The sequence below is a fragment of the Geminicoccaceae bacterium genome (genome assembly GCA_020638465.1).
Classification (GTDB): Bacteria; Pseudomonadota; Alphaproteobacteria; order Geminicoccales; family Geminicoccaceae; genus JAGREO01.
On sequence record JACKIM010000001.1, the window covers coordinates 1,217,304 to 1,244,195 of the forward strand.

The window sequence follows — 26,892 nt, forward strand, 5'->3', positions numbered from 1 at the left end:
CGGGGTAACGCCATCGTGAACCAGACAAATTCCGGAATGTCGCGGATGTCCGATCCAGCCGAAATCCAAACACTGCTCGTTCGTATTGCCGAAGCCCTCGAACGAATGGCACCGCCCAAGCAGGGTGTGCTCGACATGGGTGTCGGGGACGCTTTCGTCTACGACAGCAATGCGGACAATCTGAGGGTGATCGACAAGGTCAGCCGCATTCCTCTCGAACTGCTCTGCGGCATCGACCGGGTGAGCGAGATTCTGCTTGCCAATACCGAGCGCTTCGCTCGCGGCCTTCCGGCCAACAATGCGCTCCTGTGGGGTGCGCGCGGCATGGGCAAGAGCAGCCTCGTCAAGGCCGTTCATGCCACCGTCAACGATGCGGTCGACGACCCTCTCGCGTTGATCGAGATCCATCGCGAGGATATCGACCACCTGCCGGATCTGCTGGAACGACTGGGGCGCAGCGGTCGCAGGTCGCTGCTGTTCTGCGATGACCTTTCGTTCGATGCCGGCGAGACCAGTTACAAGTCGCTGAAGGCCGTACTCGAAGGTGGTATCGAGGGACGACCTGACAATGTCCTGTTCTATGCCACTTCAAACCGCCGGCATCTGATGCCCCGGCAGATGATCGAGAACGAGCGGAGCACGGCAATCAACCCCGGCGAGGCTGTCGAGGAAAAGGTATCGTTGTCCGACCGCTTCGGCCTCTGGCTCGGGTTCCATGCCTGCAATCAGGAAACCTACCTGGCCATGGTTCACCGTTACGCGGGGCATTTCGACCTCGCGGTTGACGACAAGGATGCACTCGAATGGGCGGCCACCCGCGGTAACCGCTCAGGCCGCGTGGCATGGCAGTTCATCCAGGACGCGGCCGGCCGTCTGGGGCGCGTTCTCTGAGGGCCGGTTTGCCCGGCCCGGAAACGAAGCTGCCGGCAATGTACGGGGTCACTCGGCGCTGGCCACGCGGGTACCGTTCTTGGGCAGATGCGACAGCGGGTTGAGAGGGGTCGTGCCCTTGCGCAGCTCGAAATGCAGGCGCGGGCTGTTGACGCCGCCCGAGGTACCGACCTTGGCCACGGGTTGACCGCGCCGGACCCGGTCTCCGGTACGCACGAGCAGCGCATCGTTGTGGGCATAGGCCGACAGGAAACCGTCGGCGTGGCGAATCATCAGCATTCGCCCCATGCTGGGAATGTCATCGCCTGAGTAAACAACAATGCCGCTTTCCACCGAACGCACCGTACTTCCCCGGGTCGCCTGGATATCGATGCCATCGCTGCGCTGCCCATTTCCGCGTGCGCCGAACCGGGTCACGACCACACCTTCGACCGGCCAGATGAAGCCATCCCGGCTGAGGTCGGGCACAGGCGCCGACGCCAGCAGGCGCTGGGTCCGTTGCGTCTCGCTCTCGCGCCGGTCGGCCGTCATTCCCGGGGTAGTCGTGGCATTGCGCCGGGGAGCCGCTGCCGGCTCCACATCGAACGGCGAGACGGGGGCAGCACTGGAAGCCATCGCCGTACCGGTGGTGATGCGGACCTTCTGGCCGACACGGATCCGGTTCACGTCGAGATCCGGATTCATCGCGCGCAGCTCGTCAAGCCTGCGAGCGTAGCTGCGGGCTATGCTGGAAAAGGTTTCCCCGCGCCTGACCGTATGGAGCTGCTTGCCGGCGGGTATGGGCCGGGTCAGGACCACCTGCCCGACATAGACCGGATAGGGGATGTCGAGGCGGTTGATCGATGCGAAGTCGCTCAGGGACAGCCCATAGGCGCGGGCGATCCCGATGGCCGTATCGCCCGGCATCACGACATGGCGATTGTCGGACTGCGGACGCACGCCGGGCGGACCGGGCGCTGCCGCCACGCCCTGCTTCTCTCCGCGCTGCTGCAACGACACGGTCATGGAACGAATGGCATCGTCCTGGGCACGCATTCGCGAAGCCTCCCAGCCGATCTGGTCATTCCACTCGAAGTTCTGATAGTCCGAGCACCCTGCCGTGATGGCCAGCACGCCGGCGGACCAGAGACGGAGCAGGGTGATCGCGCACGTTTTCATCATGACCTGAAAATTAACGATAACGCCGATCGCCGATCAAGCGGAACACCTCAGAGCGACCGTGAGCTGTTGCTGCAAGGACACGGATTTTCCTGCCGCGAAGGTGGAATTGAACCGGTGGATATCGCGTTCAGCCAGAGTTCAATCGGGTGAGATGTTCGAAACAGCCGTGATGGGTCATGTCGAGGTGGATCGGGGTGACCGACACGAAGCCGTCATTGACGGCCGCCAGATCCGATCCCTTGCAATGGCGGTCGGCACCGCGCAGGGCCCCTACCCAGATATAGGGTTCGCCACGCGGATCGATGCGCTCGATCAGGTCCTCCCCGATGTCGCGCCGCCCCTGCCTTGTGGCGCGAAGCCCCCTGACCTCATCAGGTTCACGGTCGGGGAAGTTCACGTTGATGAGTGTATCCTCCGGCCAGCCGATCTCCAGGCAGCGGCGGATGACCTCGGGCGCCCACCGCTCGGCGGTCTGCCACTTCACCGGGGTACGGTCCTGGCAGACCTGCGACAGCGCGATCGCCCGATGACCGAGCAAGGTCGCTTCCATGGCTGCGGCGATAGTACCGGAGTAGGTCATATCCTCGGCGAGGTTGCCGCCGTGATTGACTCCCGACAGCACCAGATCGATCGGCTTGTTCTTCAACACCTGATGCAGGGCTACCAGGACACAATCGGTGGGCGTGCCGTCGACGGCACGGTGACGCTCCGTGACCTCGCGGATTCTCAGTGGCCGGCGCAGGGTGAGCGAATGGCCGGCACCGCTCTGGTTGTGTTCCGGGGCGACCAGCCACACTTCGTCAGCCAGTTCGAGGGCAACCCGCTCAAGCACCTTGATGCCGTTCGCATTGATGCCGTCGTCATTGCTGACGAGGATCCTTTTCAGTTCAGCCATTGGGGACCAACCTTTCCATACCGCCCGTGTAAGCGCGCAGGGCTTCGGGAATCGTCACCGAGCCATCGGCTTCCTGATAGTTTTCGATGACGGCCACCAGCGTGCGGCCGACCGCAAGGCCGGATCCGTTGAGCGTATGAACGAAACGGGTCGACTTCTCGCCTTTCGTCCGGCAACGCGCGTTCATTCGCCGCGCCTGGAAATCTCCGCAATTCGAACAGGAGGAAATCTCGCGATAGGCATCCTGCCCCGGCAGCCAGACTTCCAGGTCATGGGTCTTGCGCGCGCCGAAGCCGGTATCGCCGGAGCAGAGCGTCATCACCCGATACGGCAGGCCCAGACGTTGCAGGATGACCTCGGCGCAACCGGTCATCCGCGCATGTTCATCCTCGGATTGCTCGGGCACGGTGATGCTGACAAGTTCCACCTTCTGGAACTGATGCTGGCGAATCATGCCGCGCGTGTCCTTGCCGGCGGCTCCCGCCTCGGACCGGAAGCAATGGGTCGACGCCGTGAAGCGATAGGGAAGCTCGGCGGCATCGATGATTTCGCCAGCAACCAGATTGGTCAGCACCACTTCCGCAGTCGGAATCAGCCAGCGCCCATCTGTGGTCCGAAACAGGTCTTCGGCGAATTTCGGCAACTGGTTGGTGCCATAGACGGCCTGGTCGCGCACGAGCAGCGGTGGCGAGATTTCCGTATAGCCGTGCTCGCCCGTCTGTACATCGAGCATGAACTGGGCAATCGCCCGTTCCAGACGCGCCAGCTGACCCTTGAGCACGACGAACCGCGAACCGGACATTTTCGCTGCCCGTTCCAGATCCATGCCCAGTGCCGGACCGATCTCGTCATGCTCCCTCGGCTCGAATGCGAAACTGCGAGGTTCTCCCCACCTGCGTTCCTCCCGGTTGTCGACGTCGGAGGCGCCGTCCGGAACATCGTCGGCCAAGAGATTGGGCAGGGCGGACAACCTTGCTGTCAGCTCTTCCTCAAGCTCTTTCAGTCGTGCTTCGCCGGCTTTCAGGCTGTCCTTGAGAGCCGCAACCTGGTCGATCAGATCCTGCGGCGGCTTGCCGTCAGGGCCGCGCCTTTGGCCGATTTCCCTCGACAGGCGATTGCGGTCCGACTGTTCCTCCTGCACCTTCGTCTCGACACCGCGCTTTTCCTTGTCGAGTTCGAGGATTTCGGCGGCCATCGGCGACAGACCACGTCGTTTCATGCCTTGGTCGAATGCGTCCGGATTTTCGCGCAACCACCGCAGATCGTGCATTGCTCGCTGCTTTCACACTGAAGTTCCAGTTCGGAGCTGACGTCATAAAGTGCCATTGCAGGTGCTGCAACCGGATGCCTCGGATGAAAGTGTCAACCCGCATCGGCGCCATCGGTCCGGGCGGGCGGTTTGCTTGCTGGCCGTTGCGCGGCGGGACAGTCTCGCCTAATAGAAGGCCAACCGATGACGCCGAGAGCGGAACAGGAACAGGCTGAACATGAGTCCGCGGGCTGCAGTCAGCCGTTACCGGAACAGGGGAGTTTCAACGGTCGATGAAGCTTGGAATCGCGACGGAAACCCGGGATGGCGAAGAACGTGTCGCCGCATCGGCCGATACGGTCAAGCGTTACGCCGGCCTCGGGCTCGAAGTGTTGGTGCAGCGCGGTGCCGGAACGGCTTCCGGCATTGCCGACGAGGCCTTCGAGAAGGCCGGGGCAAGGTTGGTGGATGATGCGAAGGCAGTCTTTGACGCCGACATTGTCTTGAAAGTGCAACGTCCGACTGATGAGGAAATGAGCCTCCTGAAGAAGGAGCAGGTATTGGTCGGAGCGCTCGATCCCTATCCGCACCGCGAGCAGGTGCAGGCCTATGCCGACAAGGGCGTGGCCGCGTTCTCCATGGAGCTGCTGCCGCGCACGACGCGGGCGCAGGCGATGGATATCCTGTCCTCGCAGGCCAACCTTGCCGGTTACAAGGCGGTCATCGACGCGATGGCGGCGTATAACCGCGTGCTGCCGATGATGATGACGGCGGCCGGCACGGTGACCCCGGCCAAGATCTTCATCATTGGTGCCGGCGTGGCCGGCCTGCAGGCGATCGCCACGGCGCGGCGCATGGGGGCGGTCGTGACGGCGACCGATGTGCGGCCGGCCTCCCGCGGTGAGATCGAATCGCTGGGTGCAAAGTTCGTCGGTTTCATTCCGGACGATGCAGCGACCAAGGGCGGCTATGCCCGCGCGTTGACGCCCGAGGAGCAGAAGAAGCAGGCCGAGATGGTGTCCGACCACATCAAGGGGCAGGACATCGTCATTACCACCGCCCAGATTCCGGGCCGGCAGGCACCGCGGATCGTGACCGGTTCCATGGTCGATTCGATGAAGCGGGGCTCCGTGCTCTTCGATCTGGCCGCCGAGACCGGTGGCAATGTCGAGGGCAGCAAGCCCGGCGAGATGGTGACGACCGGTGGCGGTGTCCTGATCGTCGGTGCCCGCAACCTTCCGGCCAGGCTCGCTCCGGCCTCATCCGTGCTGTTCGCCAAGAACCTTCTCAATTTCGTCTCGTTGCTGGTGAACAAGGGCGACAACGGTCCGGAGTTGAAGATCAATGCCGAGGACGAACTGGTCGCGGGCACGATGCTGACCCGTGACGGTGCCGTCGTGCATCCCAATCTCAAGAGCTGAAACGCCCGGACGGAGAAACAGAACCATGCATGCCATCGATCCCGGGATTTTCAATCTCATCATTTTCGTGCTGGCGATATTCGTCGGTTACTATGTGGTCTGGTCGGTGACCCCCGCATTGCATACGCCGCTGATGAGCGTGACCAACGCCATCAGTTCGGTGATCATTGTCGGTGCGTTGATTTCGACAGGTGCCGACAGTTTTGCCGCGACATTCTTCGGCTTCATTGCCGTCATTCTCGCGGCGGTGAACATCTTCGGCGGCTTCGCCGTCACCAACCGCATGCTTTCGATGTTCAAGAAGCGCGGTTGAGGGGAACAGGACCATGAGCGCCAATCTTGCCGCCATCGGCTACCTCGTCGCCGGCGTCTGCTTCATTCTCGCCCTGCGCGGCCTCTCGCATCCCGCGAGTTCCCGTTCGGGTAACCGCTTCGGCATGATCGGCATGACGATCGCCATCGTCGTCGCGATCCTGTCGCTCCAGCATGCGGGTTTCGCTACCTACCTGCTGATCCTTGCCGGTCTTGCGATCGGTGGTGGCGTCGGATTTGTCGTCGCCAGGAAGATCGAGATGACGGCGATGCCCCAGCTGGTGGCCGCCTTTCATTCACTCGTCGGCCTGGCTGCGGTGTTCGTTGCGGCTGCCGCCTTCCTCAATCCGGGTGATTTCGGCATCCTGAAGGATATGGCTGATCCCTACAGCATCAAGGCCCTCTCGCTCCTTGAGATGGGGCTGGGGACCATCATCGGTGCCATTACCTTCACGGGCTCGGTGATTGCCTTCGGCAAGCTGCAGGCCAAGTTGCCTCCGGCTGTCGAGAACGCGCTGGGGCCGCTCAAGGGACCGGTCACCAAGGTCATGAGCAGCAAGCCGATCATGCTGCCCGCCCGCCATGTCATCAATATCGCCATCGCCGTGCTCATCGTGCTGGTGCTTGCCTGGTTCATGAGCTCGGTGAGCGGCTTTGCCTTCTTCCTCATGACGTTGATGGCCTTTGCGATAGGCGTGCTGCTCATCATCCCGATCGGCGGCGCTGACATGCCTGTCGTGGTATCGATGCTCAATTCCTACTCGGGCTGGGCCGCTGCGGGAATCGGCTTCACGCTCCAGAATCCGGCGCTCATCGTCACGGGTGCCCTGGTCGGATCATCGGGTGCCATCCTTTCCTACATCATGTGCAAGGCGATGAACCGTTCGTTCATCTCGGTCATCCTTGGTGGCTTTGGCGAAAGTGGCGGAGCGGCCGGAGACGATGACATCGATCGGACCGTCAAGTCGGGGAGTGCCGACGATGCTGCCTTCATCATGGAGAATGCGCAGGACGTCATCATCGTTCCCGGCTATGGCATGGCCGTGGCGCAGGCACAGCATGCGGTGCGAGAATTGTTCGACACGTTGACCAAGAAGGGCGTGAATGTGCGCTTCGCGATCCATCCGGTAGCCGGTCGCATGCCCGGTCACATGAATGTGTTGCTGGCCGAAGCCAATATTCCCTACGATGTCGTCCACGAGATGGAGGACATCAACAACGACTTCCAGCAGGCCGATGTGGCCTATGTCATCGGCGCGAACGATATCACCAATCCGGCTGCAAAGAATGATCCGCAGAGCCCGATTTTCGGCATGCCGGTTCTCGATGTCGACAAGGCCAAGGCTGTCTTCTTCGTCAAGCGTTCGATGGCCGCCGGCTATGCGGGCATCGAGAACACGCTGTTCTATCAGGATAATACCATGATGCTGTTTGGCGATGCAAAGAAGATGACCGAGGAAATCGTGAAGGGTATGGATTAGGCCGTCAGCGCTTTCGGACGCGAGAGGGTCAGTCTGGTAATGCGCATGTGTTACCGATGCATGGCAGTGAAGGCATCATCTGGCGGCCGGGGCATGTGCCCTTGCATTGACCGGATGTAGCCATGATATGATCGATATCCTTGCCGCCGAAGCAAGTGACTTGCTTCGGCGGTTGTTGTTCGGGCATGACCTTGTTTGTTGGGTTGACCGGTCGTCTCCGCCGCAAGGTCGCGCAGGGGCGTCAGTGTGTGGTGCCCGGGCGAGACGGCGGCGTGAGCATGTCTGGGGTTTTCCATTGCGGGTCTGTCGGGATGGCTTTTGCGAATGTGAAGCGGGTCAGGTGGGTAGCTTTATCCCAGGAGGATCCTTGTTCGGTGCGCAGCTTTTATGCGAGCCCGGAACACCATGTCCTTGGTGGGAGTAGCTGAAGATGTCGGCAGTTTCTGCAAGATCCGATGTGTTCCAAAATCAGGGGCGTGGTTGGTATGGGCTTGATGTAGTATTCGATTATATTTTCTCGTTTGAATTCTATTTTGTTCTTTATCTTTATTCAAATGCCCTGAAATTCCTGATACCGTTTCCACCGCTTCCTGTCGATGAAACGATCGTGTTCGCGGGGATCAGTATTCTTATCGGTATCCGTGTGATAATCATGGAAGGCATCCGGGTACAGTCATTATATCTGGTCGGGGCTTATCTCCTCTTTATCAGCTTTCTTCTCCTCAGTACGACGTGGTCAGGGTCGAAAATCTTATCCAGGGAATATCTGACGTATTATTTTTCATTTCAGTTCTGGAATATCACCGCGGGTACGGCGGTTCTCGCCACGTCCCGCGAGCGGTGTACCCGTTTCATCAATCTCGTCATCCTGTTTTCAGTAGTGATTGGTTCAGCAGGAATATACATTTATCACGTTTTCGGTTCATTCCGGTTTTATGAAGGTTTCGCCAAGGGAATACGTGTCTACAATCGCTGGGGGTATGCGGTAGCCTATGGCTGTGTTGGCGCATTCGGGTTTTTCTGCTTGTCGAGAATGTTCACAAGCCGACAGATCACTTATGGCATTCTTTTTGTAATTGCGTTCTACTTCCTTATCATTGGAACAAGCCGCGGGTCGCTACTTTCCGCATTGGCAGGTCTTTGCTCGATCATCCTGTTCTTGCGTCCCCAGATTGACGAGAATGGTCATATCCTTGTCCACAAGGTCTATATTCTGTTTTTTGCAGTATTTATCATAGGAATTTTCACGATAGTCTACATAGTGATCAATGTTGGCAACATTGAAACCTTTGGCAGATTTGTGAAACTCTACGAACAGTCGGAGAATACAGATCTCGTTTTTGGACCGAACAGGTTCAACTACTATCACGAGGCCATCCTGCATTGGCTCCAGGCACCGATATTCGGCAATGGCATCGCCGATTTTGCGCTCTATGGCCGCCCGGCCGAACTGGAAGGAGCTCATCCGCATAACATGGTCCTCGAACTTCTGACGGATGGTGGAATCTTTGGCCTGTTGTTGTTCAGTCTCATACTGTTCGTGGCCCTCCATAAGATCGGTTTTTCGACTATTGGAAATGATCCCTTGATGCTGACGATCATGATGCTGTTCCTGTCAAAAATGGTGGCCGGAATGTACAGCACGCAAATTTGCCTGATGGACTTCCTGTTCGTATCGATAGGAATGCTCACGCTGGCGCCGTCTGGCCAGGATGCACCGGCCACCTGGAGCGATCCCCTTGTTCCGGGCGCAATCAGGTAACGCAACTTCCTCTTTGGCTGTCGTTCCTTGATGCAAGGAGTTTTTGGCTTGTCTGGGATGCGGCGGCCAACTCGAATGATATGGCCAGGTTGATTGCGCATGTTTCCCTGAATGTTACAATGTAGGCATTTGACCGGGTAAAATATCGGATATAGCCTATTAATTGATTATTCAACTTAAAAGAGGCATTTATTGATCTGTTACACTATGAGTTATTTGCAACAGGTTATTTTTGCGATCTAATGTGTAATTTATTCTTTAAAACGCCAGTTCGTCGCGGTAGGGTTTTCCCGCATTTCAAGTTCAGGGCTCTCATGAAGGAAACATTGCGGGAGTTTGTGGCATTCCTCGCCGGGGGGCTCTTCGTGACGGCAGTGCATTTCCTGCTGTTGACCGGGCTGGTTGAACTGGATGTGCTGATGCCGCTGGTGGCAACCAGTCTCGCCTATTGTATCTGCGCCCTGCTGAATTTCTTCATTCGCTACAACCTGGTGTTTCGGAGCTCCGCTCCGATGGGGACAGCACTCCTGCGGGCGGTGTTCGTGTCCGGTTGCGGGTTCGTCCTCAACGCCTCGATCTTCGCGCTGGTCGAGACGTTCGATCGTTCGCACTATCTCTTCTCACAACTGTGTGCGACCGGCGGCGTCTTCATCTGGAACTTCACGGCGTCGCGCTACTGGGTTTTCGCTCAACGCCACTCGCGGACTGCGGGGAAGATGGGCCCATCTTGCGGGAATCGCGCGGGTGGGCCCATGGAGTCATCAACAACGGGCGATAAGTGCCATCAGGCTCCGATTTCGACGACCTTGCCGGAATGGAGCGAGTCGTAGGCTGCATTGGCCAGCGCCAGTGCCCGACGGCCGTCCTCGAAACTCACCGGCATGGCGCTGCCTTTCTCCACGGCGTCGATGAATGCCTGAATTTCCGCATTGTAGGCTTCCCTGTAGCGCTCGATGAAGAAATAGAGAACGGGATCCCGTGCCGCCGTATGCTCCGCGTTCCATCGCTCGACAGCCGTCCCGCGCCGGTTTTCGGCCTTGAGCATGCCGGTGGCACCGATGGCCTCGACCCTCTGGTCGTATCCGTAGACCGCCTTGCGGTAGTTGTTGATGCAGCACTGTGCACCGGATGCGGTCTCGAGCAGGATCATCGCCGTGTCGTGATCGTTCAGGTCGCGAACCTCCTGTGCGATCAGCGCGTTGGCAAAACAGGTCACCTTGACCGGCTCCTCGCCCAGCATGTAGCGGGCGAGGTCGAAATCGTGGATGGTCATGTCACGCAACAGGCCTCCAGCCACCTTCATGTAGGCGACAGGCGGAACCTCGGGGTCGCGGCTGGTGATGATCAACTGACGCAGTTCGCCGATCTCGCCACTGCGTATGCCGTCATGTACCGCCTTGAACGAGGGATCGAAGCGCCGATTGAATCCTATCATCACCCGTGGATCGAGTCCCTTGATCTCGTTCCAGCAGCGATCGACGCGGGCCATGTCGAGATCGACCGGCTTCTCGCACAGGATGGCTTTGCCGGCCCTGGCTGCGGCGCCGATGAGGTCGACATGGGTATCGGTCGAGGATGCGATCAGGACGGCATCGACGGTCTTGTCGTTCAGCGCGTCGTCGATCGACGATGCCGCGGTGGCACCGTGCCTTTTGGCGCAGTCATTCGCGGAATCGCTGACGACATCGTAGACATAGGCCAGTTCGGCCCCGGGATGGGCGGCAAGATTGTCGGCATGCATGCGGCCGATGCGGCCGGCGCCGAAAAGAGCGAAGCGAAGCATGTTGGCTCCTCTGGAATTAGAACGTACATTCCATGATTATGGTATTATGGAATGTACGTTCTGTTTATGCCGGATTGCGCATGGCGGGAAGGGTGTCATCGAGCGCTTTCCACAGGCGGTCGAACAACTCGTCGATTTCCCCATCCTTGATGATCAGGGGCGGACAGATGCCGATGGCATCGCCGGGCAGCGGCCGCAGGATCAGCCCATGGGCGACGCAGTTCTGCGCCAACGTGGGCGCGGCCTTGGCCGATACCGGATATTGCTCGCGGGTTGCCTTGTCGCGCACAAGTTCGAGCCCGCCAAGCAATCCGACGCCTCGCGCCTCGCCCACCAGCGGATGCTCGGCCATGCGGTCGAGGCCCGCGCGAAAGCGCGGTGCGACCGCACGCACATGATCGAGGGTTCCGTCCTCCTCGTAGATTTCTAGTGTACGTTTGGCGACTGCTGCCGAAACGGGATGTCCGCCATATGTGTAACCCATGCCGAGCACGCCGAGCTTCGCCGACTGGTCGGCCAGCACGTCGTAGAACTCCTCGCGCATCAGGAGGGCGGCAATCGGCAGGTAGGCCGATGACAGCTGCTTGGCGACCGTCATCAGGTCGGGCTGGATCGACAGGGTCTCGCTGCCGAACATGTTGCCGGTACGGCAGAATCCGCAGATCACCTCGTCGGCCACCATCAGCACGTCGTATTTCTTCAACACCTTCTGGATCTTGGGGAAATAGCTCGCCGGCGGCACGATCACCCCTCCGGCACCCTGGACCGGTTCGGCGAAGAAAGCTGCCACCGTATCCGGGCCGAGCGCCTGGATCAGGGTCTCGACTTCCTGTGCGAGACGGTCGGTAAAGGCTTCCTCGCCTTCGCCCTCATGTCCCTCGCGGTAATGCGACGGCGGCGTCACGTGGAAGAACCGGTCGGATACCGGCAGGTCGAACCCCGCGCGGGCATAGGGAAGGCCGGTCAGGTGTCCGGCCATCGAGGTGATGCCGTGATAGGCCCGGCGCCGGCCGATGATGCGCTTCTTCTCCGGCTTGCCGCGGGCATTGTTGTAATACCAGATCAGCTTGATGGCGGTGTCGATGGCCTCGGACCCGGAATTGACGAAGAATGCCTTGCGCAGCGGATCGGGGGCAAGGTCGAGCAGCATGTCGGCCAGTTCGATCACCGGCGCGGAGGAGCGGTGCGCAAAGGTGTGGGTGTACGGCATCGTCTCCATCTGCGCCCTGGCGGCCTCGGCCAGCCGCTTTTCGGAGAAGCCCAGCGAGGTGCACCACAGGCCAGCCAGGCCCTCGATATATTGCTTGCCGTCATCGTCATGAACATAGATGCCTTCGCCACCCGTGATGACCAGCGGGCCCTGCTGCTCGTGCGCGCGCAGATTCGTGTAGGGGTGGATGTGATAGGCGATGTCACGTGCCTGCAGGGAATTGGGTACGATGGTCATGATGCGGCTCCGGCCCTTATTCTTGTCAGAGTGTCAGCATATCAAGCGCTCGTCGGCCCGACAAACGAATGTGGCAGGCCGACGGATGCGTGCCGTCCGTATTTTTGCTCTCCGGAACAAAGCCCGGGCACGCGCCGCTGCGGCAAAGCGGGGGCCGTCCGGTCCCCGTCACGGTCAGCCGGATGCCGGGTGCTCCGGTGCCGCGTGGTCTCCATTCTCGCAGAGCTGGTGATCGCCCAGCACTTCCATCACGCGGCAGTCGGCGATCCGGCCGCCACGGCACTGTTCGATCATGCGCTCAAGCTCGCGGCGCAGCGCTTCCAGCCGCCCGATGCGCCTTGTGACATCGTTCAGCTGCGCGCTCGCGATGGCGTCGACGGCCTCGCAGGACTGATCGGGCCGGTCGGACAGGCCGATCAGGTCGCGCACTGACTGCAGCGGGAAGCCGAGCTCCCGCGCGTGACGGATGAAGGTCAGGCGCCTTACCGCCGATTCGTCATAGAGCCGCTGGTTGCCTTCCGATCTCGGCGGCTCGTCGAGCAGGCCGATCTGCTCGTAATAGCGGATGGTCTGCACCTTGCAGCCGGCCGCCCTGGCGATCCGCCCGATGGTGAGATGGCGGGGCATGATATTTTCTCCCTTGAACCTCCAGTCACTGTAGGAATTACAAGGACAGGTGAAAACGGATTCTCGAACCTGCGGGAGATGGCCATGTCTGCATGCTGCGGACACGATCACGGAACATTCGACGGCACCTCGCCCGGGTTCCGCCGCGCGCTATGGATCGTGATCGTCATCAATGCCGGGATGTTCCTTGTCGAGATGACCGCGGGATCTCTGTCGCAATCGCAGGCCCTCAAGGCCGACGCCCTCGACTTCCTGGCCGATTCGCTGACCTATGGCATCAGTCTCATGGTGTTGGGGAAATCGCTGCGCGTGCGGGCAACGGCGGCATTGCTCAAGGGGTCCAGCCTGCTCCTCATGGGTCTCTGGGTCTTCGGCTCGACCCTCTACAGGGTGCTGGTGCCCGGCATTCCCGACGCTCCGGTGATGGGGATCGTCGGTGTCATGGCGCTGCTCGCCAACGTCGCCAGCGTACTGATTCTCATGCGCTACAAGGACGGCGATGCCAATGTCCGTTCGGTCTGGCTCTGCAGCCGCAATGATGCCATCGGCAATGTCGCCGTCCTGGTTGCGGCAGGTGCCGTGACATTCGTCGGCCACGGCTGGCCCGATCTGCTGGTGGCCACCATGATGGCCGGCCTGTTCCTCTGGTCCTCCATCCAGATCATCCGCCAGGCCCAGGGTGAATGGCGGCTGGATCCCGCACGGGGACAGGAAGGAGAGATATTCATGGATTCCACTGTAAAATAACCCCGTGCGAAGGCGTCAGGGGATGCCGGAGAGCGATTTTCCGAACACGGGGTGGGGTTTGCAGACCGGCAGCGGCCGCCTCGCCGACACGGGCCGCACGGGCGGCGGCGGCAGGTCGGGGAAATCGCCGGGCGGGAGCGCGCGGATCAGGCGCAACTCGTCGGGCGCGAAGATGGCAAACGCTCCCGACTGCGGGGTCGTCATCATCGCGTCGAGGATATGCTCGTGGAGACTTTTCAACAGGCGGGACCGTCCCCTGGCGCGGAGCCTTTCCTCCTCGCCACGGGATTTCCTCGCCCTTGCGGGTTTCGCCGCTCCGGGAGTGTCCTTCGTGAGCGACCATGGCACCGGGCAGACATCCGGCACGTCGATCCCTCTGGCCACCGACTTCAGCAGCGAGGTGATGACATTCCCCATTCCCCTGCGTCCGGCACGATCCAGCCATGCCCTTTCGGCACCATCCGCCGAGGCGACGGATTGCGCCAGGGAGTTGTCCTGCAACCGACGGAACCAGTCGCGGGAGTGGAACAGCAGCAGACGGTGGAGGATCGCCCGAAGGCCATGACCACCATGTGGGGATAGTCCCGCCCGCATCGCCGACAGGACACCCGCCACATGCGGCAGATGTTCCAGCCCGTCGACCTCCGCCACATCAAGCCGGACCTGCGGCCCCGCCAGCACCCCGCGCCGCCCGGTCGCCACCAGCCAGCACACCTTCAAAAACCGCGGTGCGCCCCAGCGAAAGACCCGGCCGGCGAGTTTGCGCGGCAATATGGGGGGAGTAGGAGAGGTGTGGGACATGGGGGGAGGTTATGATGCAAGGGCAGTGCGAGAGTCAAGGAATTTTTTCTTATGAAAATTGACCTGTCGGATTTGCATAAATTACATTTATTCACTCCTCGTTAGTAATTTCCGGCGATACTTGGCTCCGGTAATCCCGTTGCTGTGCGAGCGTAAACATGCCTCCGGTCAGAGTTCCGTCAGCGCTTACCATTGTTCGAGATGAGCAGGGGTCGATCGGTGCGTTCATGGCGTTGTCCATGCTGGCCTTTCTCGGCATCAGCGCCCTGGCCATAGACCTGTCGCGGCAGGCGACCGCGGAATATGAACTGGCGCACAGTACCGAACTCGCCTGCAAGCGCTACGAATCGTTCTATCGGGACCATCCCGGCGTCGAGACGCGCAGGTCCGCGGCCCTCAGGCAGTTCAATGCCCAGTCGGCGGCCCTCGGCGCATCGGCCTGGGGCCCCTCGGCGCGGATCAGCGGCGGAACGGGCGACCAGGAACTGGATGCGAGCGCATCCGGCTCGGCAAGCTTCGCCCGCCTGCTGGGGGTCAGGCAACTCAGTGTGAACAGTCACAGGACCTGTCTGGCGCCCACTCCCGCTTCACTGGCCGGAACATTGCTCTTCCAGGACGGGTTCGAGGACATCGTCCTCGCATATCGGGCCTGGACCGTGGTCCAGAAGACGGTTGCATGGCGGGTCACCGACGGTGCGGCCCTCGAAATCCAGGCCGGTACGGTCACGCCCGCACTCGAAGGCGTGAACTTTGCCGAACTGGACAGTGAGTATGGATGGAGGATAGGGAACCCGGGCAAGAGTGCGAACTCCGCCATCACCACCGACATCAGGTTCAGGGTCGGATATTTCGAATTGCGTTATCTCTACCGGAGCCGAACCGCCAGGGTCGACGACAACATCATCGACGTCTACCTCGATCGCGATGGCGAACCGCTCCAGACGCATCTGATCGACGAGGCGGTCTTCAGTTCGGAATGGGAGGAACGGGTCGTACCGCTGCGCATCACCGTCGCCGATACCTACCACCTGACCTTCAAGGCCGCCGGCGTCGAGAACACGACGGGCGGCCTGATCGACAATATCCGGATCTATTATGCTCCCTAGTGCTCGGACGCATTCACTTCGTTCATTCATCCGAGCAACAGTTCCTTGTTTTTGCATCAATTTATCCAGACAGATCAGTATGATCTGTCTGGATCGATGCACTGGCAGCGTGACTGTCCGTGCCGTCCGGACCCTGCCGCGGCTGGCCGATGACAGGCGTGGAATTGCCGCACTGGAATTCGCACTGGTCCTCGGTCCCTTCCTGCTGCTGCTGTTCTTCATGATCGAGCTGGGCTGCATGCTGGTTGCCGATGTCGTCATCGGGAATGCCTCCGTCGGGCTGGCGCAGGCCTATCGCAGGAGCGAGACGGCACCGGCCGATCTGGCGCAGGCCCGCGCCTTCGTCTGCACGAAATTCGCCTCCTTCCTCGATTGCGACGGCAAGATGAAGATCGATATCCGACCGGTCGGCGATATCGACGACATCTCGAACAAGGTCATAGGCAGCAACGGCTTCAAGGCGGGGAAGGACGGCGATCTCCTGGTCGTCAGGATCGGCTACGCCTGGCAGGGGCTGACCCCGGTCCATCGCCTTGCCAATCTCGGCACGTCCGCCGGCGGCCAGCTTGTCTCCGGCAGCTTCGTTCGCCGGGCCGGCAAGTCGTGACCGCCCAGCGGCATGTCCGGCGTCATGGCCGGTGGCTGGCAGGTCTCCTGGGGTTCGGGCACTTCCTGAATTGCCGGTCCGGTGCGAATGCCGTCGAGTTTGCGCTGGTGGCCCCGGTGATGCTGATCCTGGGGATGGGGACGATCGAGCTGTCCGCCTATCTGCGTGCCGACCGGGCGGTGAGCGATCTCGCGGGCGCGACGACAGTGGCCATCGGCGACCTGGAGGTCGTCACGCAGAAGGACATCGCCGACCTCGCGAAGTCGATCAGGGCTGCGAGCGGCTATCTCGACACCAGACGCCTCCAGGTGTTCGCCGAATCCGTCACGATGAGCGGCGGCAGGCCGGTCAGGGACTGGCAGGCCTGGGTCCTGCGCGGCAACGGCGTGCCGTCGGTGCCCACCGAGGTGCATGACAAGCTCGCCACCGCCGCACTCGACAATGGCGAGAGTGCCATGATCGTCGATGTCTCCTATGCCTATCACGACATCGTCGGCGGCGGATTTCTCGCCGATACCATCATCAGCCGCACCTTCCTCGCCTACCCGAAGAACGACGAACCGGTCGAGCTGGAATGATGGGGGTGCCGGATCGTGTCCGGCTGCCCGCCGTACTCAGAATTCCGGTGCGAGCGTGACCCTGATGCCGTCGAGTTCGTCGCTGAGCTTGATCTGGCAGGACAGGCGCGAGTTGTCCTGCACCTCGAAGGCCTCGTCGAGCATCAGTTCCTCGTCGGCGTCGGGCTCGTCCAGTTTCGCCAGCCACGCGGGATCGACATAGACATGGCAGGTCGCGCATGCGCAGCACCCGCCGCAGGCCGCCTCGATGGGCAGATTGGCGTCGCGTATGACTTCCATGACGGACCAGCCGATGGTCCCTTCGATTTCGCTTTCGTTTCCATCGCGATCGACGACGACAATCTTGGCCATGCTAGGCAATACCCAGTTTCTTGTGGAGATCTGTACTTGAGGTCGTGTAGCGGAACACGAGCTTCTTTTCGGGACGGCAGAGAGCAAACGCCTTCTGGCACATCAGTGCTGCTTCATGGAAGCCGGAAAGGATGAGCTGCAGTTTCCCGGGATAGGTGCAGATGTCGCCGATGGCGAACAGGCCGGGCTGGCTGGTCTCGAACGCGCTGGTTTCGACCTCGATGTGATTGCGGTCGATGTTCAGGCCCCATTCGGCTATGGGGCCGAGTTCCATCTTCAGGCCGTAGAATGCGAGCAGGCGGTTGCAGGGCAGGGCATGTTCCCCGTCGGTGCCCTTGATGGTCAGGCCGGAAAGTTCGCCATGGCTGCCGTCCAGTGCGGAGAGCTGGCCGATCACCAGCTTCATCTGCCCGGCGGCCACCAGGGCGCGCATCTTCTCGACGGAATCGGGCGCGGCGCGGAATTCGTCGCGGCGGTGGACGATGGCGACGCTGCGGGCGATGGGGTGGAGGTTGAGCGCCCAGTCGAGGGCCGAATCGCCGCCACCGGCGATCACGACATCCCGATCACGGAAATCCTCCATGCGGCGAACGGCATAGAACAGGGACTTTCCCTCGAAGCTGTCCGCATCGGGCAGGGGAATGCGCCGTGGCACGAAGCTGCCGGCACCGGCGGCCAGCACAATGGCCGGCGCCTCGAACACCTTGCCGGCACTGGTCTTGAGCCGCCAAGCTCCGTCGTCGAGCCGGGTCAGTTCCTCGGCCTGCTGCTGCAGGTGGAACTCCGGCTTGAACGGCTGGGCCTGCTGCATGAGCCGGTCGACCAGTTCCTGGCCGGTGCAGACCGGTAGTCCCGGAATGTCGTAGATCGGCTTTTCGGGATAGAGTTCCGCGCACTGGCCGCCAATCTTGTCGAGATTGTCGACAAGGTGACATTGCAGCCCGAGCAGTCCCGCCTCGAACACGGCAAAAAGCCCTACCGGCCCGGCTCCGACAATGACCAAATCGGTCCTGGTGACGTCTGGCACCTGATCAGTCCCTAACACCGTTGTCCTCTTGCGGATGCTGCGTAGCACCGCTGAACCTTGCTCACAAGAAATGGTGTACCATGCAAGAGGGTCCCCAACTGTCACCATCAGGTCAACAGGTTGATTTTCCACGGATGAATCCGGGATTTCCGGAGTGTCGCGGTGTGGCGCGTGTTCCGGCGCCCCGTCCGGCATTTCAGGAGCAAGGCCCGCGCCCCGTGTTGAAGATGCGTGATCGACCCGCAGGCTATTAACGTTTTGATTGATCTATGTTACAAAGGAGCATAAATTCTTCATCGCTGACGCTGGAAACCGGGCCAAAAAAAGACCCGCGAAAAAAATTTCGCGAGTCTCTAAATGGTTGCCCTCAGCAACTGAACTTTACGAGAGTTTTGCTCTTCAATATGTGATTTTTCTCACATCGGGAATGATTGTCCCGAATGATCCGATGTTTAGGTGATTTAACAGAAAAAATTTGTTAATTAAAATGATCAACAAAAGTATCGTGTTATTCATGGCCCGCAATATGCGCGTTGAATTGTCGTGAATGCTCGCGGTCGTTCGTCGGGGCGGAAAAAAGCGACCCACAAAGCGAAGAACAGGCTCTGTGGGTCATTGCCGGGATTTGCCCTCTGACGGTAGCCTACTGGCTCAATGCCGACACAAATCTGTGGCAGAACACGTATCCGGGAACATCGCGATAGGTACCGCCGCAAGGGTGGGCTCCACTGTCTCTCGAAATCCAGTGTCGTCCAGAAATCCTGACGATCATGAATTTGCCGCCTGGATACACGATGCGCAGTGACAATACTCACAAATGGAGGAAATTTCCCGAAATACTTACTTGTCATTGTCCGATTCCGATTGTTACTTGATCGGGTTCAATATTTCAATTATTGAGAATATAAAAAAATGAAGTTTATACTCAAAAGCGTTAAATGTCGACCCGTCCTTGTGTGGCGTTTCCCGGCGATGCGCGCGGATGTCGCCAACCCTTTGAAACGCTGGTAGGATCTGGCGGTCGTGATGATGTCGCAGGGGAGGTGGGAGTGCCGGCATGAGTCTGTTGATCGAAGGCGACGGGGCGCCGCTGGTGTTACTGCATGGCATCGGCGGCAATGCAGAAAGTTTCCGGCCGCAGATCGAGGTCTTCGGTGGCCGTTATCGATGTCTTGCATGGAACATGCCGGGTTATGGCGGAACACCGCTCGTGGAACCGCCCGATTTCAGATCGCTGGCGGCGACGCTCAGGAGCGATCTGAGCCGACTCGGGATCGAGCGGGCGCATTTCCTCGGTCATTCGATCGGCGGCATGATCGTGCAGGAACTGGCGGCAACCTCGCCCGAACTGGTTCGTTCCATGATTCTGGCGGCAACGAGCCCCGCCTTCGGCAGTCGCGACGACAGGTTCAGGCAGCGCTTCCTCGCCGAAAGGCTGGCACCGCTCGACGCCGGGATCACCATGCACGACCTGGCGGCAGCCCTGGTGACGACGCTGGTGAGCACCCATGCCGATCCGGACGGGGTTCGCCGGGCGCTGGCGGCCATGCGCGCGGTGCCGGAGACAACCTATCGGGCGATGCTCGAATGTCTCGTCACCTTCGACCGGCGCGAGTCCCTCGGATCCCATCGGATGCCGGCCCTGTTGCTCGCGGGCGACGTGGACCGCACCGCACCGGCGCCGATGATGGAAAGGATGGCCGGGCGCATCAAGGGCGCCCGGTTCGCCGTCGTGCGGCGGGCCGGACACCTCCTCCATCTGGAACAGCCCCGTGCCTTCAACGCACTCGTCATGGCCTTCCTGCAGGAAGTGGATCACACCCTGTGAACGATGACCCCATCTTCGATCCCGCAGCGTTCGGTGCCGATGACAGCGGGTCCGCCGATGTCAAGGGCTGTGCTCTACGAGCGGTCCGGGACCAACGGCTGAACCCTGGAGCGATGCTGCTGATGGCGGCTGGCGAGATTCCAGTACTGCAACCGCAGTGAGGGGCGGTATCGGTCCTCGCCGTAGAGGCGGCGCAGATTCGTCATGACCCCGGCGACATGGCCGAAGCCGATCGCGCGTGCCCATTCGAGCGGTCCGCGAGGGTAGTTGACGCCCAGCTTCATCGCGGTGTCGATGCCGGCCTCGCCGGCCACGCGCAAATGGACGGCTTCGGCGGCCTCGTTGGCGAGCATGGCGACCGTGCGGGCAACCACGAGTCCCGGCAGATCGGCGACGGTGGTGACCTTCCTGCCGGCGGCCTGCAGCAGGCCGATGATGGCACGGCGCCGGGGCTCGTCCATGCTTGCGCAAAAGGCAACCGCGACGCGCGGAGAGATATTCCAGTCGAGGCACCAGTCGACGAGGGCGACAGGGTACCCACCGTCGAGCGAGTGCTCGATGGCGAGCCTGCCGTCGCTCAGGCCGAAAGCGGCACCTTCGACGAGGATCATTCCCGGGCCTTCGGCTGTGGTTTCGACTGTCACGCCAGCGGCCTTCGCAGCGTCGACGATGGCATGCAGGGGGCCGATTCCGCCTTCAACACGAATTGATGACGGAGCGGGGCAGGGCGGCTCCTCGCTGACGGGTGGCGAGGGTACGTCATTGCCATAGGTGTATATGCCGCGGCCGGTCTTGCGACCCAGCCGGCCGGCGGCAACCAGTTCCTGCTGAAACAGGGCAGGGCGGTAGCGCGGGTCGCCGGAGAAGGCGTCGAAGACCGTTCGCGTCACCGCATGGTTGACGTCGTGGCCGATAAGGTCGGCAAGCTCGAACGGTCCCATGCGAAAACCGCCGCAATCGCGCAGGATGGCGTCGATGGTGGCTGCATCGGCAGCACCTTCTTCCAGCAGGCGGAACGCCTCGCCATAATACGGCCGGGCAACGCGGTTGACGATGAATCCCGGCGTCGAGCGAGCCATGACCGGATCCTTGCCCCAGGCCCGTGCCGTCGCGGCCACCGTTTCCGCAACTTGCGAAGACGTTGCCAGTCCGGAGACCACCTCGACAAGTCGCATGAGCGGGGCCGGATTGAAGAAGTGCATGCCGACGCAACGCTCCGGCCGGGCGAGTGCCCGGGCGATCGCCGTGATTGAAATCGAGGAGGTGTTGCTGGCGAGGATAGCGTCGTCGGCGACATGCTCCTCCATCCCGGCGAACAGCTGCCGTTTGGCCGAAAGGTCCTCCACGATGGCCTCGACGACCAGCCGGCAATCCGCGATCCCGGCCGGACCGGAGGCAGGCCGGAGGCGGTCCATGGTGTCGTCGCGGTCCCGCGCGTCGAGCCGGCCTTTCTCGACCATGCGGTCCAGATGGCCGGCTATGGTTGCCCGGGCCCTGGCAAGGGCCGCCGCATCCGCATCGACGAGGTGGACGCGATGGCCCGCCCGCAGGGCGATCTGGGCGATGCCCGCCCCCATGGTTCCCGCGCCGACGATGCCAATCGTTGCATTCCCGGGAATGGCTGCGGCTGTCATCATTCTCCCCGGAACGTCGGTCGCCGCTTGTCTCGAAAGGCCGCCACGCCTTCCTGATAATCCGCGCTGCGCCCCAGCATGCGCTGCAGGCGGGTTTCGAGGTCGAGCTGCTGGTCGAGGCTGTTCGCACATCCGCAGTGAATGGCCCGCTTGGTCAGCCCCAGCGCCTTGGTGGGACCTCGGGCAAGTTCGCGGGCAAGGACGAAGGTCTCCTCAAGCAGATTTTCGTCATCGACGACCTTCCAGATCAATCCCCATTTTTCGGCCTGCTCCGCGCTGAGACGTTCCCCCAGAAGGGCAAGTCCCATGGCTCGCTGGGGACCGAGGAGTCGTGGCAGGAACCAGGTTCCGCCGGCGTCGGGCATGAGGCCGATTTTCTGGAAGGGCTGGGTGAAGGAGGCGGACCGGGCGGCAAAGACAAGGTCGCAGGCCAGCGCGATGTTGACGGAAGCGCCGGCGGCGATGCCGTTGACGGCACAGATGACCGGCAATTCGAGGTCGCGAATCTGACGAACAAGTGGGTTATAGTATCGGTTAAGGACTTCTCCCAAGTCGGGAGGTTCACCATTCCTGCCCATGATGTCATCATCGAGGTCCTGCCCGGCGGAAAAGGCGCGGCCATTGCCTGTCAGCAGCACCGCCCGGATCTTCGAATCGGTGGCGGCCCGTTCCAGGCAGGCGCGCAGCGCATCCTGCATGGCGACGTTGAAGGCGTTCAGCCTGTCGGGGCGATTGAGCGTGACGAGGGCCACGCCCCCTTCATCGTCATACAGCACAGGCGAATCGTTCAAGATCGGTTCTCCGGGTCACGATGCTCCTCCGTGCGCATAGACCATCGGGCAGTCGAGTGGTAGTTCAATGGATAAATTCCCGTTCAAAACCCCGAAATTTGCTTTCGGTCCGTTCCCCGGTCATCCGTCGAGAGGGTCAAATCCGGTCATGATTATCGCCCAGATCACCGATACCCATATCCGCGAGGGCCGCGCACTTCTCGGTCCGGTCGATCCGGCGGCCTGCCTCGAACGTGCGGTGGCCGCCGTGAATGCCCTCTCGCCCCGTCCCGATCTCGTCATCCTGACCGGCGACATCGGCAATGACGGCACGCCTGGCGAGTATGCAATCGCCCGGTCGATCCTCGACCGGTTGGCAATGCCCCTTTACGTCATTCCCGGCAACCACGACACCCGTGCCGCGATGCGCGAGGCATTCGGCGACATCACGCCATTCGCCGACGGGTCGCCATTCCTGCAATACCGCATCGAAGCCGGGCCGATACGTGTCCTCGCCCTCGACACGCTGATCGAGGGACGCCCGGAAGGCCGGCTGTGCGCCGAAAGACTGCGATGGCTGGAGGCGGAACTTGAGGATGCGGGCGACACACCGGTGCTTGTCGCCATGCATCACCCTCCGGTGAAGACCGGCATCGAGGGCATGGACGCGATCCGTCTCCTGTCCGGCGCGCGCGAGCTCGAAGCCATCCTTGTCCGTTATCCCAATGTCGAGCGCATCGTGGCCGGCCATCTCCACCGGGCGATCCAGCGGCGTTTCGCCGGAACGGTCGTGAGCCTGTGTCCAGGTGTCGCCCACCAGCTTCACCTCGATCTGGGGCAGGGCAGCGAACTGGCGCTGACCGCGGAGCCGCCCGGCTACCAGCTGCATCTCGTCGATGACGATGGGGCCGTCACAACGCATACCTGCGTACTTGGAGACTTCGGGCCGCCGGTCACGTTCGCCAGCATCTTCATGGACTGAACGGGCCGCTGCAAGTCAGCGGAACGCCGGCTCGTCGAAACTGCGCAGCTTGCGCGAATGCAGCCGTGTCAGTCCTTGTTCGCGCAAAAGGCGAATGGCTTCGAGACCAATTTCTATGTGCTGGTTCACCCGCTCCTGATAGAAGCGGTTGGCCATGCCGCGGAGCTTGATTTCGCCATGAAGCGGCTTGTCCGAAACGCACAATAGCGTGCCATAGGGCACGCGAAAGCGCAGTCCGTTGGTGGCGATGGTTGCACTTTCCATGTCCACGGCGATTGCCCGCGACTGGTTCAGCCGCTCGAACAGTTCGTCATAGCGCAACTCCCAATTGCGGTTGGCGGTCGTGGCCACGGTTCCGGTACGCATCCGGGTCTTCAGGTCCAGCCCCGAAAGGCCGGTGACATTGGCCACGGCCGATTGCAGGGCCACCTGCACCTCGGCAATGGGGGGAACGGGCACGAAAGGCGGAACCTCCTGATCGAGCACATGATCCTCGCGCATGTAGCCATGGGCCAGGACATAATCGCCCAGCTGCTGGGTGCGGCGAAGCCCGGCGCAGTGGCCAAGCATCAGCCAGCAGTGGGGACGCAGCACGGCAAGATGATCGGTGATGGTGCGGGCGTTCGAGGGGCCCACGCCGATGTTGATCATGGTGACCCCCTGACCGTCGGGCCGGCAGAGATGATAGGCCGGCATCTGCGGCAGATGATCGGGCGGCGTGCCCTCGTCGGGGCGGTCGTGGAACCTTCTGTTCCAGGTGATCACATTGCCCGGCTCGACGAAGCATTCATGGTCCTCGCCCTCGTTCACTTCCCTTTGGGCATGGCCGATGAAGTGGTCGATATAGCGCTGATAGTTGGTGAGCAGGATGAACCGCTGGAAATAGCGCGGTGCGGTGCCGCTGTAGTGGTAGAGCCGGTGCAGGCTGTAATCGACCCGTTCCGCGGTAAAGATCGCCAGCGGCTGGGGCTCGCCCTTGCTGGTCCAGTAGGTGCCGTTGGCGATCTGGTCGTCGGTCTGCGACAGGTCGGGCATCGGGAAGAGGTAGGTGAGCTGGTGCGCGCGCTCCTGCGAGATGCCGCTGCCGCCTACATCCACCAGATAGGGCAGCGGTATCGGCCGGCGGCTGGTACCGACGACCAGCGGTACTTCGTGATGCGAGGCCAGGCTGAAAAGTTGTTCGGTATAGTAGTCCGAGAACAGCTTCGGCTGGGTGATGGTCGTGCCGTAAATGCCCGGGTCATGCAGCGCGCCATGGGCCAGCCGTGCATCGAGATTGAGATCGGCCGCGGCCACCCGCAGGCCGACATAGGGATAGCGGGCGTTGATCTCGCCCGGTTCCTCCCCGGATACCGCATAACGGATGAAGGCATCCTTGAGTCGGGCACCGGCCCTGTCGTAGAGATCCCGCAACCTTTCGACAGCTGCACCCGCATCCTTCTCGATGGTCAGATCAGTGATGCCAAAGGCCTTGAAGGGCTCCAGAATATCGTCGCTCATGCGTCCACAGCCTTCGTTTTCATATGGGTACTCTTGTCTGCACCTTTCGGATCGGCGAAGGCATATACCAATCGCCAACACAGGTCAGCCAGTTCGGATGAAAAGCCGTTGAGCCAACCCCTGATTTCATTGAGAGATGCGCAGCTCAGCCTCGGCGGGCGGCAATTGCTGGCAGGCGTCGATGCGGATGTCCAGCGCAGCGACCGGATCTGTCTTGTCGGCCGCAATGGCACCGGCAAGTCGTCCTTGCTGAAGGTCATGGCCGGACAGATCGAACTCGATGCCGGCTCCCGCCAGCCAGCCGGACACGTGCTGGTCAGCTATCTCCGGCAAGAGCCCGATATTCCCGACGGCATGATGCTGGAGCAGGTCGTTCTCGATGGACTGCCGGCGATTGATCGAAACGAGCAGAACCTCTATCGGGCCCGTGAGCTGCTGGTCAGCTTCGGGATGGAGCCGGGCCGGCCGAGCAGGCCGCTTTCCGGCGGCGAACAGCGCAGGGTATCCCTCGCGAGAGCGCTGATAGGCGAACCTGACCTGTTGCTGCTCGACGAACCCACCAACCATCTCGATCTGCCGGCGATCGAGTGGCTGGAAGCGCGGCTGCGCGAGTTCAGGGGCGCGCTGGTGGTCATCAGCCATGACCGCCGTTTCCTCGTCGAAGTGGGGAATGCCACCTGGTGGCTCGATCGCGGCACATTGCGGGTCAATGGCGAGGGCTACGACCGGTTCGAGGCGTGGCGCGACGAGGTGTTGCGCGAAGAAGAGCGCGAGCTTGGCCGGCTGGCACAAAGGATCAGGGCGGAGCAACACTGGCTGCATCGCGGCGTGACCGCCCGGCGCAAGCGCAATCAGGGCCGGTTGGGGCGCCTGTCCGAGTTGCGGGCGGCACGAGGAAAGCTGTTGCGCGACGGCTCCGCGGTGAAGCTCAGGGCAGAGCATCAGGCGGGTAGCGGTGCGCTGGTGATCGAGGCGGAATCCCTGGTCAAGCGGTTCGGCGAAACGACGATCGTCGACGGCTTTTCCACCCGCATCATGCGCGGCGACCGCATCGGCTTCATCGGCCGCAATGGCACCGGCAAGACAACCTTGCTGCGCCTGCTGCTGGGTGAACTGGAACCGGATGACGGAACGGTGCGCGTTGGCAGCAATCTCGCCATTGCCCGCTTCGACCAGCACCGTTCCACTCTCGACGAGCGTATCACGCCCTGGCAACTGCTTTGCCCGGATGGGGGAGACATGGTCAGGCTGGGACAGGACAGTCGCCACGTGGTGAGTTATCTGGGCGATTTCCTGTTTCGCGACGATCAGGTCCGCACACCCATTCGCGCCCTTTCCGGCGGTGAGCGAAGTCGCCTGCTTCTGGCGAGCATCCTGGCACAGCCGAGCAATCTTCTGGTTCTCGACGAACCGACCAACGATCTCGACATCGAGACACTCGACATTCTGGAGGAAATGCTGGCCGACTATCGTGGTACGGTGATGATCGTCAGCCATGATCGCGATTTCCTCGATCGCGTGGTCACAAGTACGGTCGTGCTCGACGGTCAGGGAAGCATTGCCGAATATGCCGGCGGCTACAGTGACTATCTGCGTCAGCGTCCGCAACCCGCCGAAGCCTTGCGGGCCGTCCGTCCATCCGCACCGGCACCGAAGCCCGCCGCTCCGGCAGGACGTTCGGCCATCGACCGCAAGCTCGAACGGGAGCTTGAGCGGCTGCCGCTGCGCATCGAAGCGCTGGCGCACAAGATCCGCGAGCATGAAAACCGCCTGCACGAGGCTGACTTCTACCAGAAGGATCCGGAGGGTTTCATGAAGCTCAGCCGGCAGGTCGAACAGCAGAAGGCGGAACTCGACGAACTCGAAACCCAGTGGCTGGAACTCGAGGAACGCCGCGAAGCCCTCGGGCAGGGAGAATAGACGGAAGGCTCC

The 26,892-nt window shown here is 61.4% G+C and carries 25 protein-coding genes; 13 read left to right on the forward strand and 12 right to left on the reverse strand.

Annotated elements, in window-relative coordinates; genetic code table 11:
* The first annotated feature begins 45 nt into the window (after nt 1–45).
* The gene (locus H6851_05790) at nt 46–891 is read left to right on the forward strand and encodes an ATP-binding protein (protein ID MCB9943119.1); all 846 of its coding nucleotides are present in this window, start codon (nt 46–48) and stop codon (nt 889–891) included.
* Nucleotides 892–939: 48 nt separating this feature from the next.
* Here the strand turns inward: H6851_05790 and H6851_05795 are convergent, their stop codons facing one another.
* The 3 genes from H6851_05795 to serS all read right to left on the reverse strand — a co-directional run bounded on the left by H6851_05795 (nt 940) and on the right by serS (nt 4,217).
* Nucleotides 940–2,052, reverse strand: a complete 1,113-nt coding sequence (locus H6851_05795) for a LysM peptidoglycan-binding domain-containing M23 family metallopeptidase (GenBank protein ID MCB9943120.1) — start codon at nt 2,050–2,052, stop codon at nt 940–942.
* A gap of 127 nt (nt 2,053–2,179) precedes the next feature.
* Nucleotides 2,180–2,947 carry a 5'/3'-nucleotidase SurE gene (surE, locus tag H6851_05800; GenBank protein ID MCB9943121.1) on the reverse strand — a complete coding sequence of 256 codons (768 nt, stop codon included), beginning with the start codon at nt 2,945–2,947 and terminating at the stop codon, nt 2,180–2,182.
* Nucleotides 2,940–4,217, reverse strand: coding sequence for a serine--tRNA ligase (serS, locus tag H6851_05805; GenBank protein ID MCB9943122.1), 1,278 nt, complete (start codon nt 4,215–4,217; stop codon nt 2,940–2,942). Before serS ends, surE begins: the two co-directional genes overlap by 8 nt.
* A 272-nt stretch (nt 4,218–4,489) precedes the next feature.
* Between serS and H6851_05810 the strand changes: the two genes are divergently transcribed.
* The 5 genes from H6851_05810 to H6851_05830 all read left to right on the forward strand — a co-directional run bounded on the left by H6851_05810 (nt 4,490) and on the right by H6851_05830 (nt 10,002).
* The gene (locus H6851_05810; GenBank protein MCB9943123.1) at nt 4,490–5,617 is read left to right on the forward strand and encodes a Re/Si-specific NAD(P)(+) transhydrogenase subunit alpha; all 1,128 of its coding nucleotides are present in this window, start codon (nt 4,490–4,492) and stop codon (nt 5,615–5,617) included.
* Between the two features lie 25 nt (nt 5,618–5,642).
* Nucleotides 5,643–5,930, forward strand: a complete 288-nt coding sequence (locus H6851_05815) for an NAD(P) transhydrogenase subunit alpha (GenBank protein MCB9943124.1) — start codon at nt 5,643–5,645, stop codon at nt 5,928–5,930.
* 13 nt (nt 5,931–5,943) lie between these two features.
* Entirely contained in the window at nt 5,944–7,410 is a 1,467-nt protein-coding gene (locus tag H6851_05820) for an NAD(P)(+) transhydrogenase (Re/Si-specific) subunit beta (GenBank protein ID MCB9943125.1), read from the forward strand.
* A gap of 430 nt (nt 7,411–7,840) precedes the next feature.
* Nucleotides 7,841–9,172 carry an O-antigen ligase family protein gene (locus H6851_05825; GenBank protein ID MCB9943126.1) on the forward strand — a complete coding sequence of 444 codons (1,332 nt, stop codon included), beginning with the start codon at nt 7,841–7,843 and terminating at the stop codon, nt 9,170–9,172.
* A 314-nt stretch (nt 9,173–9,486) separates the two neighbouring features.
* Nucleotides 9,487–10,002 carry a GtrA family protein gene (locus H6851_05830; protein ID MCB9943127.1) on the forward strand — a complete coding sequence of 172 codons (516 nt, stop codon included), beginning with the start codon at nt 9,487–9,489 and terminating at the stop codon, nt 10,000–10,002.
* On the opposite strand, the gene iolG is transcribed toward H6851_05830, so the two are convergent.
* The 3 genes from iolG to H6851_05845 all read right to left on the reverse strand — a co-directional run bounded on the left by iolG (nt 9,957) and on the right by H6851_05845 (nt 13,029).
* A complete protein-coding gene (gene iolG, locus H6851_05835) occupies nt 9,957–10,955 on the reverse strand; it encodes an inositol 2-dehydrogenase (GenBank protein MCB9943128.1) in 999 nt (332 codons plus the stop codon). The two genes, H6851_05830 and iolG, sit on opposite strands and share 46 nt — an antisense overlap.
* A 64-nt stretch (nt 10,956–11,019) precedes the next feature.
* Nucleotides 11,020–12,402: an aminotransferase class III-fold pyridoxal phosphate-dependent enzyme gene (locus H6851_05840; GenBank protein MCB9943129.1), complete on the reverse strand. Its 1,383-nt coding sequence runs from the start codon at nt 12,400–12,402 to the stop codon at nt 11,020–11,022.
* 174 nt (nt 12,403–12,576) lie between these two features.
* Nucleotides 12,577–13,029 carry a helix-turn-helix domain-containing protein gene (locus H6851_05845; GenBank protein MCB9943130.1) on the reverse strand — a complete coding sequence of 151 codons (453 nt, stop codon included), beginning with the start codon at nt 13,027–13,029 and terminating at the stop codon, nt 12,577–12,579.
* A gap of 84 nt (nt 13,030–13,113) precedes the next feature.
* On the opposite strand from H6851_05845, the gene H6851_05850 reads away from it, so the two are divergent.
* Nucleotides 13,114–13,776 carry a cation transporter gene (locus H6851_05850; protein MCB9943131.1) on the forward strand — a complete coding sequence of 221 codons (663 nt, stop codon included), beginning with the start codon at nt 13,114–13,116 and terminating at the stop codon, nt 13,774–13,776.
* Nucleotides 13,777–13,791: 15 nt separating this feature from the next.
* Here H6851_05850 and H6851_05855 read toward each other — a convergent pair whose 3' ends face one another.
* The gene (locus tag H6851_05855) at nt 13,792–14,577 is read right to left on the reverse strand and encodes a hypothetical protein (GenBank protein ID MCB9943132.1); all 786 of its coding nucleotides are present in this window, start codon (nt 14,575–14,577) and stop codon (nt 13,792–13,794) included.
* Between the two features lie 158 nt (nt 14,578–14,735).
* Here H6851_05855 and H6851_05860 point away from each other — a divergent pair, with 158 nt between their 5' ends.
* From H6851_05860 to H6851_05870, 3 genes are all read left to right on the forward strand, one after another.
* Nucleotides 14,736–15,683, forward strand: coding sequence for a hypothetical protein (locus tag H6851_05860; GenBank protein MCB9943133.1), 948 nt, complete (start codon nt 14,736–14,738; stop codon nt 15,681–15,683).
* Between the two features lie 109 nt (nt 15,684–15,792).
* Nucleotides 15,793–16,290, forward strand: a complete 498-nt coding sequence (locus tag H6851_05865; GenBank protein ID MCB9943134.1) for a pilus assembly protein — start codon at nt 15,793–15,795, stop codon at nt 16,288–16,290.
* A complete protein-coding gene (locus H6851_05870; protein ID MCB9943135.1) occupies nt 16,287–16,868 on the forward strand; it encodes a pilus assembly protein in 582 nt (193 codons plus the stop codon). The genes H6851_05865 and H6851_05870 overlap by 4 nt, the downstream gene beginning before the upstream one ends.
* Before the next feature lie 36 nt (nt 16,869–16,904).
* Here the strand turns inward: H6851_05870 and H6851_05875 are convergent, their stop codons facing one another.
* Both H6851_05875 and H6851_05880 read right to left on the reverse strand, forming a co-directional pair.
* On the reverse strand, nt 16,905–17,219 hold the full coding sequence (locus H6851_05875; GenBank protein MCB9943136.1) for a 2Fe-2S iron-sulfur cluster binding domain-containing protein: 315 nt from the start codon (nt 17,217–17,219) through the stop codon (nt 16,905–16,907).
* A gap of 1 nt (nt 17,220) precedes the next feature.
* The gene (locus H6851_05880) at nt 17,221–18,246 is read right to left on the reverse strand and encodes an NAD(P)/FAD-dependent oxidoreductase (GenBank protein ID MCB9943137.1); all 1,026 of its coding nucleotides are present in this window, start codon (nt 18,244–18,246) and stop codon (nt 17,221–17,223) included.
* A gap of 1,057 nt (nt 18,247–19,303) precedes the next feature.
* On the opposite strand from H6851_05880, the gene H6851_05885 reads away from it, so the two are divergent.
* On the forward strand, nt 19,304–20,074 hold the full coding sequence (locus tag H6851_05885) for an alpha/beta fold hydrolase (GenBank protein ID MCB9943138.1): 771 nt from the start codon (nt 19,304–19,306) through the stop codon (nt 20,072–20,074).
* A gap of 74 nt (nt 20,075–20,148) precedes the next feature.
* Here H6851_05885 and H6851_05890 read toward each other — a convergent pair whose 3' ends face one another.
* Nucleotides 20,149–21,708: a 3-hydroxyacyl-CoA dehydrogenase gene (locus H6851_05890; protein MCB9943139.1), complete on the reverse strand. Its 1,560-nt coding sequence runs from the start codon at nt 21,706–21,708 to the stop codon at nt 20,149–20,151.
* Nucleotides 21,708–22,499, reverse strand: a complete 792-nt coding sequence (locus tag H6851_05895; GenBank protein ID MCB9943140.1) for a 2-(1,2-epoxy-1,2-dihydrophenyl)acetyl-CoA isomerase — start codon at nt 22,497–22,499, stop codon at nt 21,708–21,710. The genes H6851_05890 and H6851_05895 overlap by 1 nt, the downstream gene beginning before the upstream one ends.
* A gap of 148 nt (nt 22,500–22,647) precedes the next feature.
* Between H6851_05895 and H6851_05900 the strand changes: the two genes are divergently transcribed.
* Entirely contained in the window at nt 22,648–23,460 is an 813-nt protein-coding gene (locus H6851_05900) for a phosphodiesterase (GenBank protein MCB9943141.1), read from the forward strand.
* Nucleotides 23,461–23,475: 15 nt separating this feature from the next.
* On the opposite strand, the gene H6851_05905 is transcribed toward H6851_05900, so the two are convergent.
* Complete coding sequence (locus H6851_05905) at nt 23,476–24,960, reverse strand: AMP nucleosidase (GenBank protein ID MCB9943142.1); 1,485 nt, start codon at nt 24,958–24,960, stop codon at nt 23,476–23,478.
* 108 nt (nt 24,961–25,068) lie between these two features.
* Here H6851_05905 and H6851_05910 point away from each other — a divergent pair, with 108 nt between their 5' ends.
* Nucleotides 25,069–26,880 carry an ABC-F family ATP-binding cassette domain-containing protein gene (locus H6851_05910; protein ID MCB9943143.1) on the forward strand — a complete coding sequence of 604 codons (1,812 nt, stop codon included), beginning with the start codon at nt 25,069–25,071 and terminating at the stop codon, nt 26,878–26,880.
* Nucleotides 26,881–26,892 lie beyond the last annotated feature (12 nt).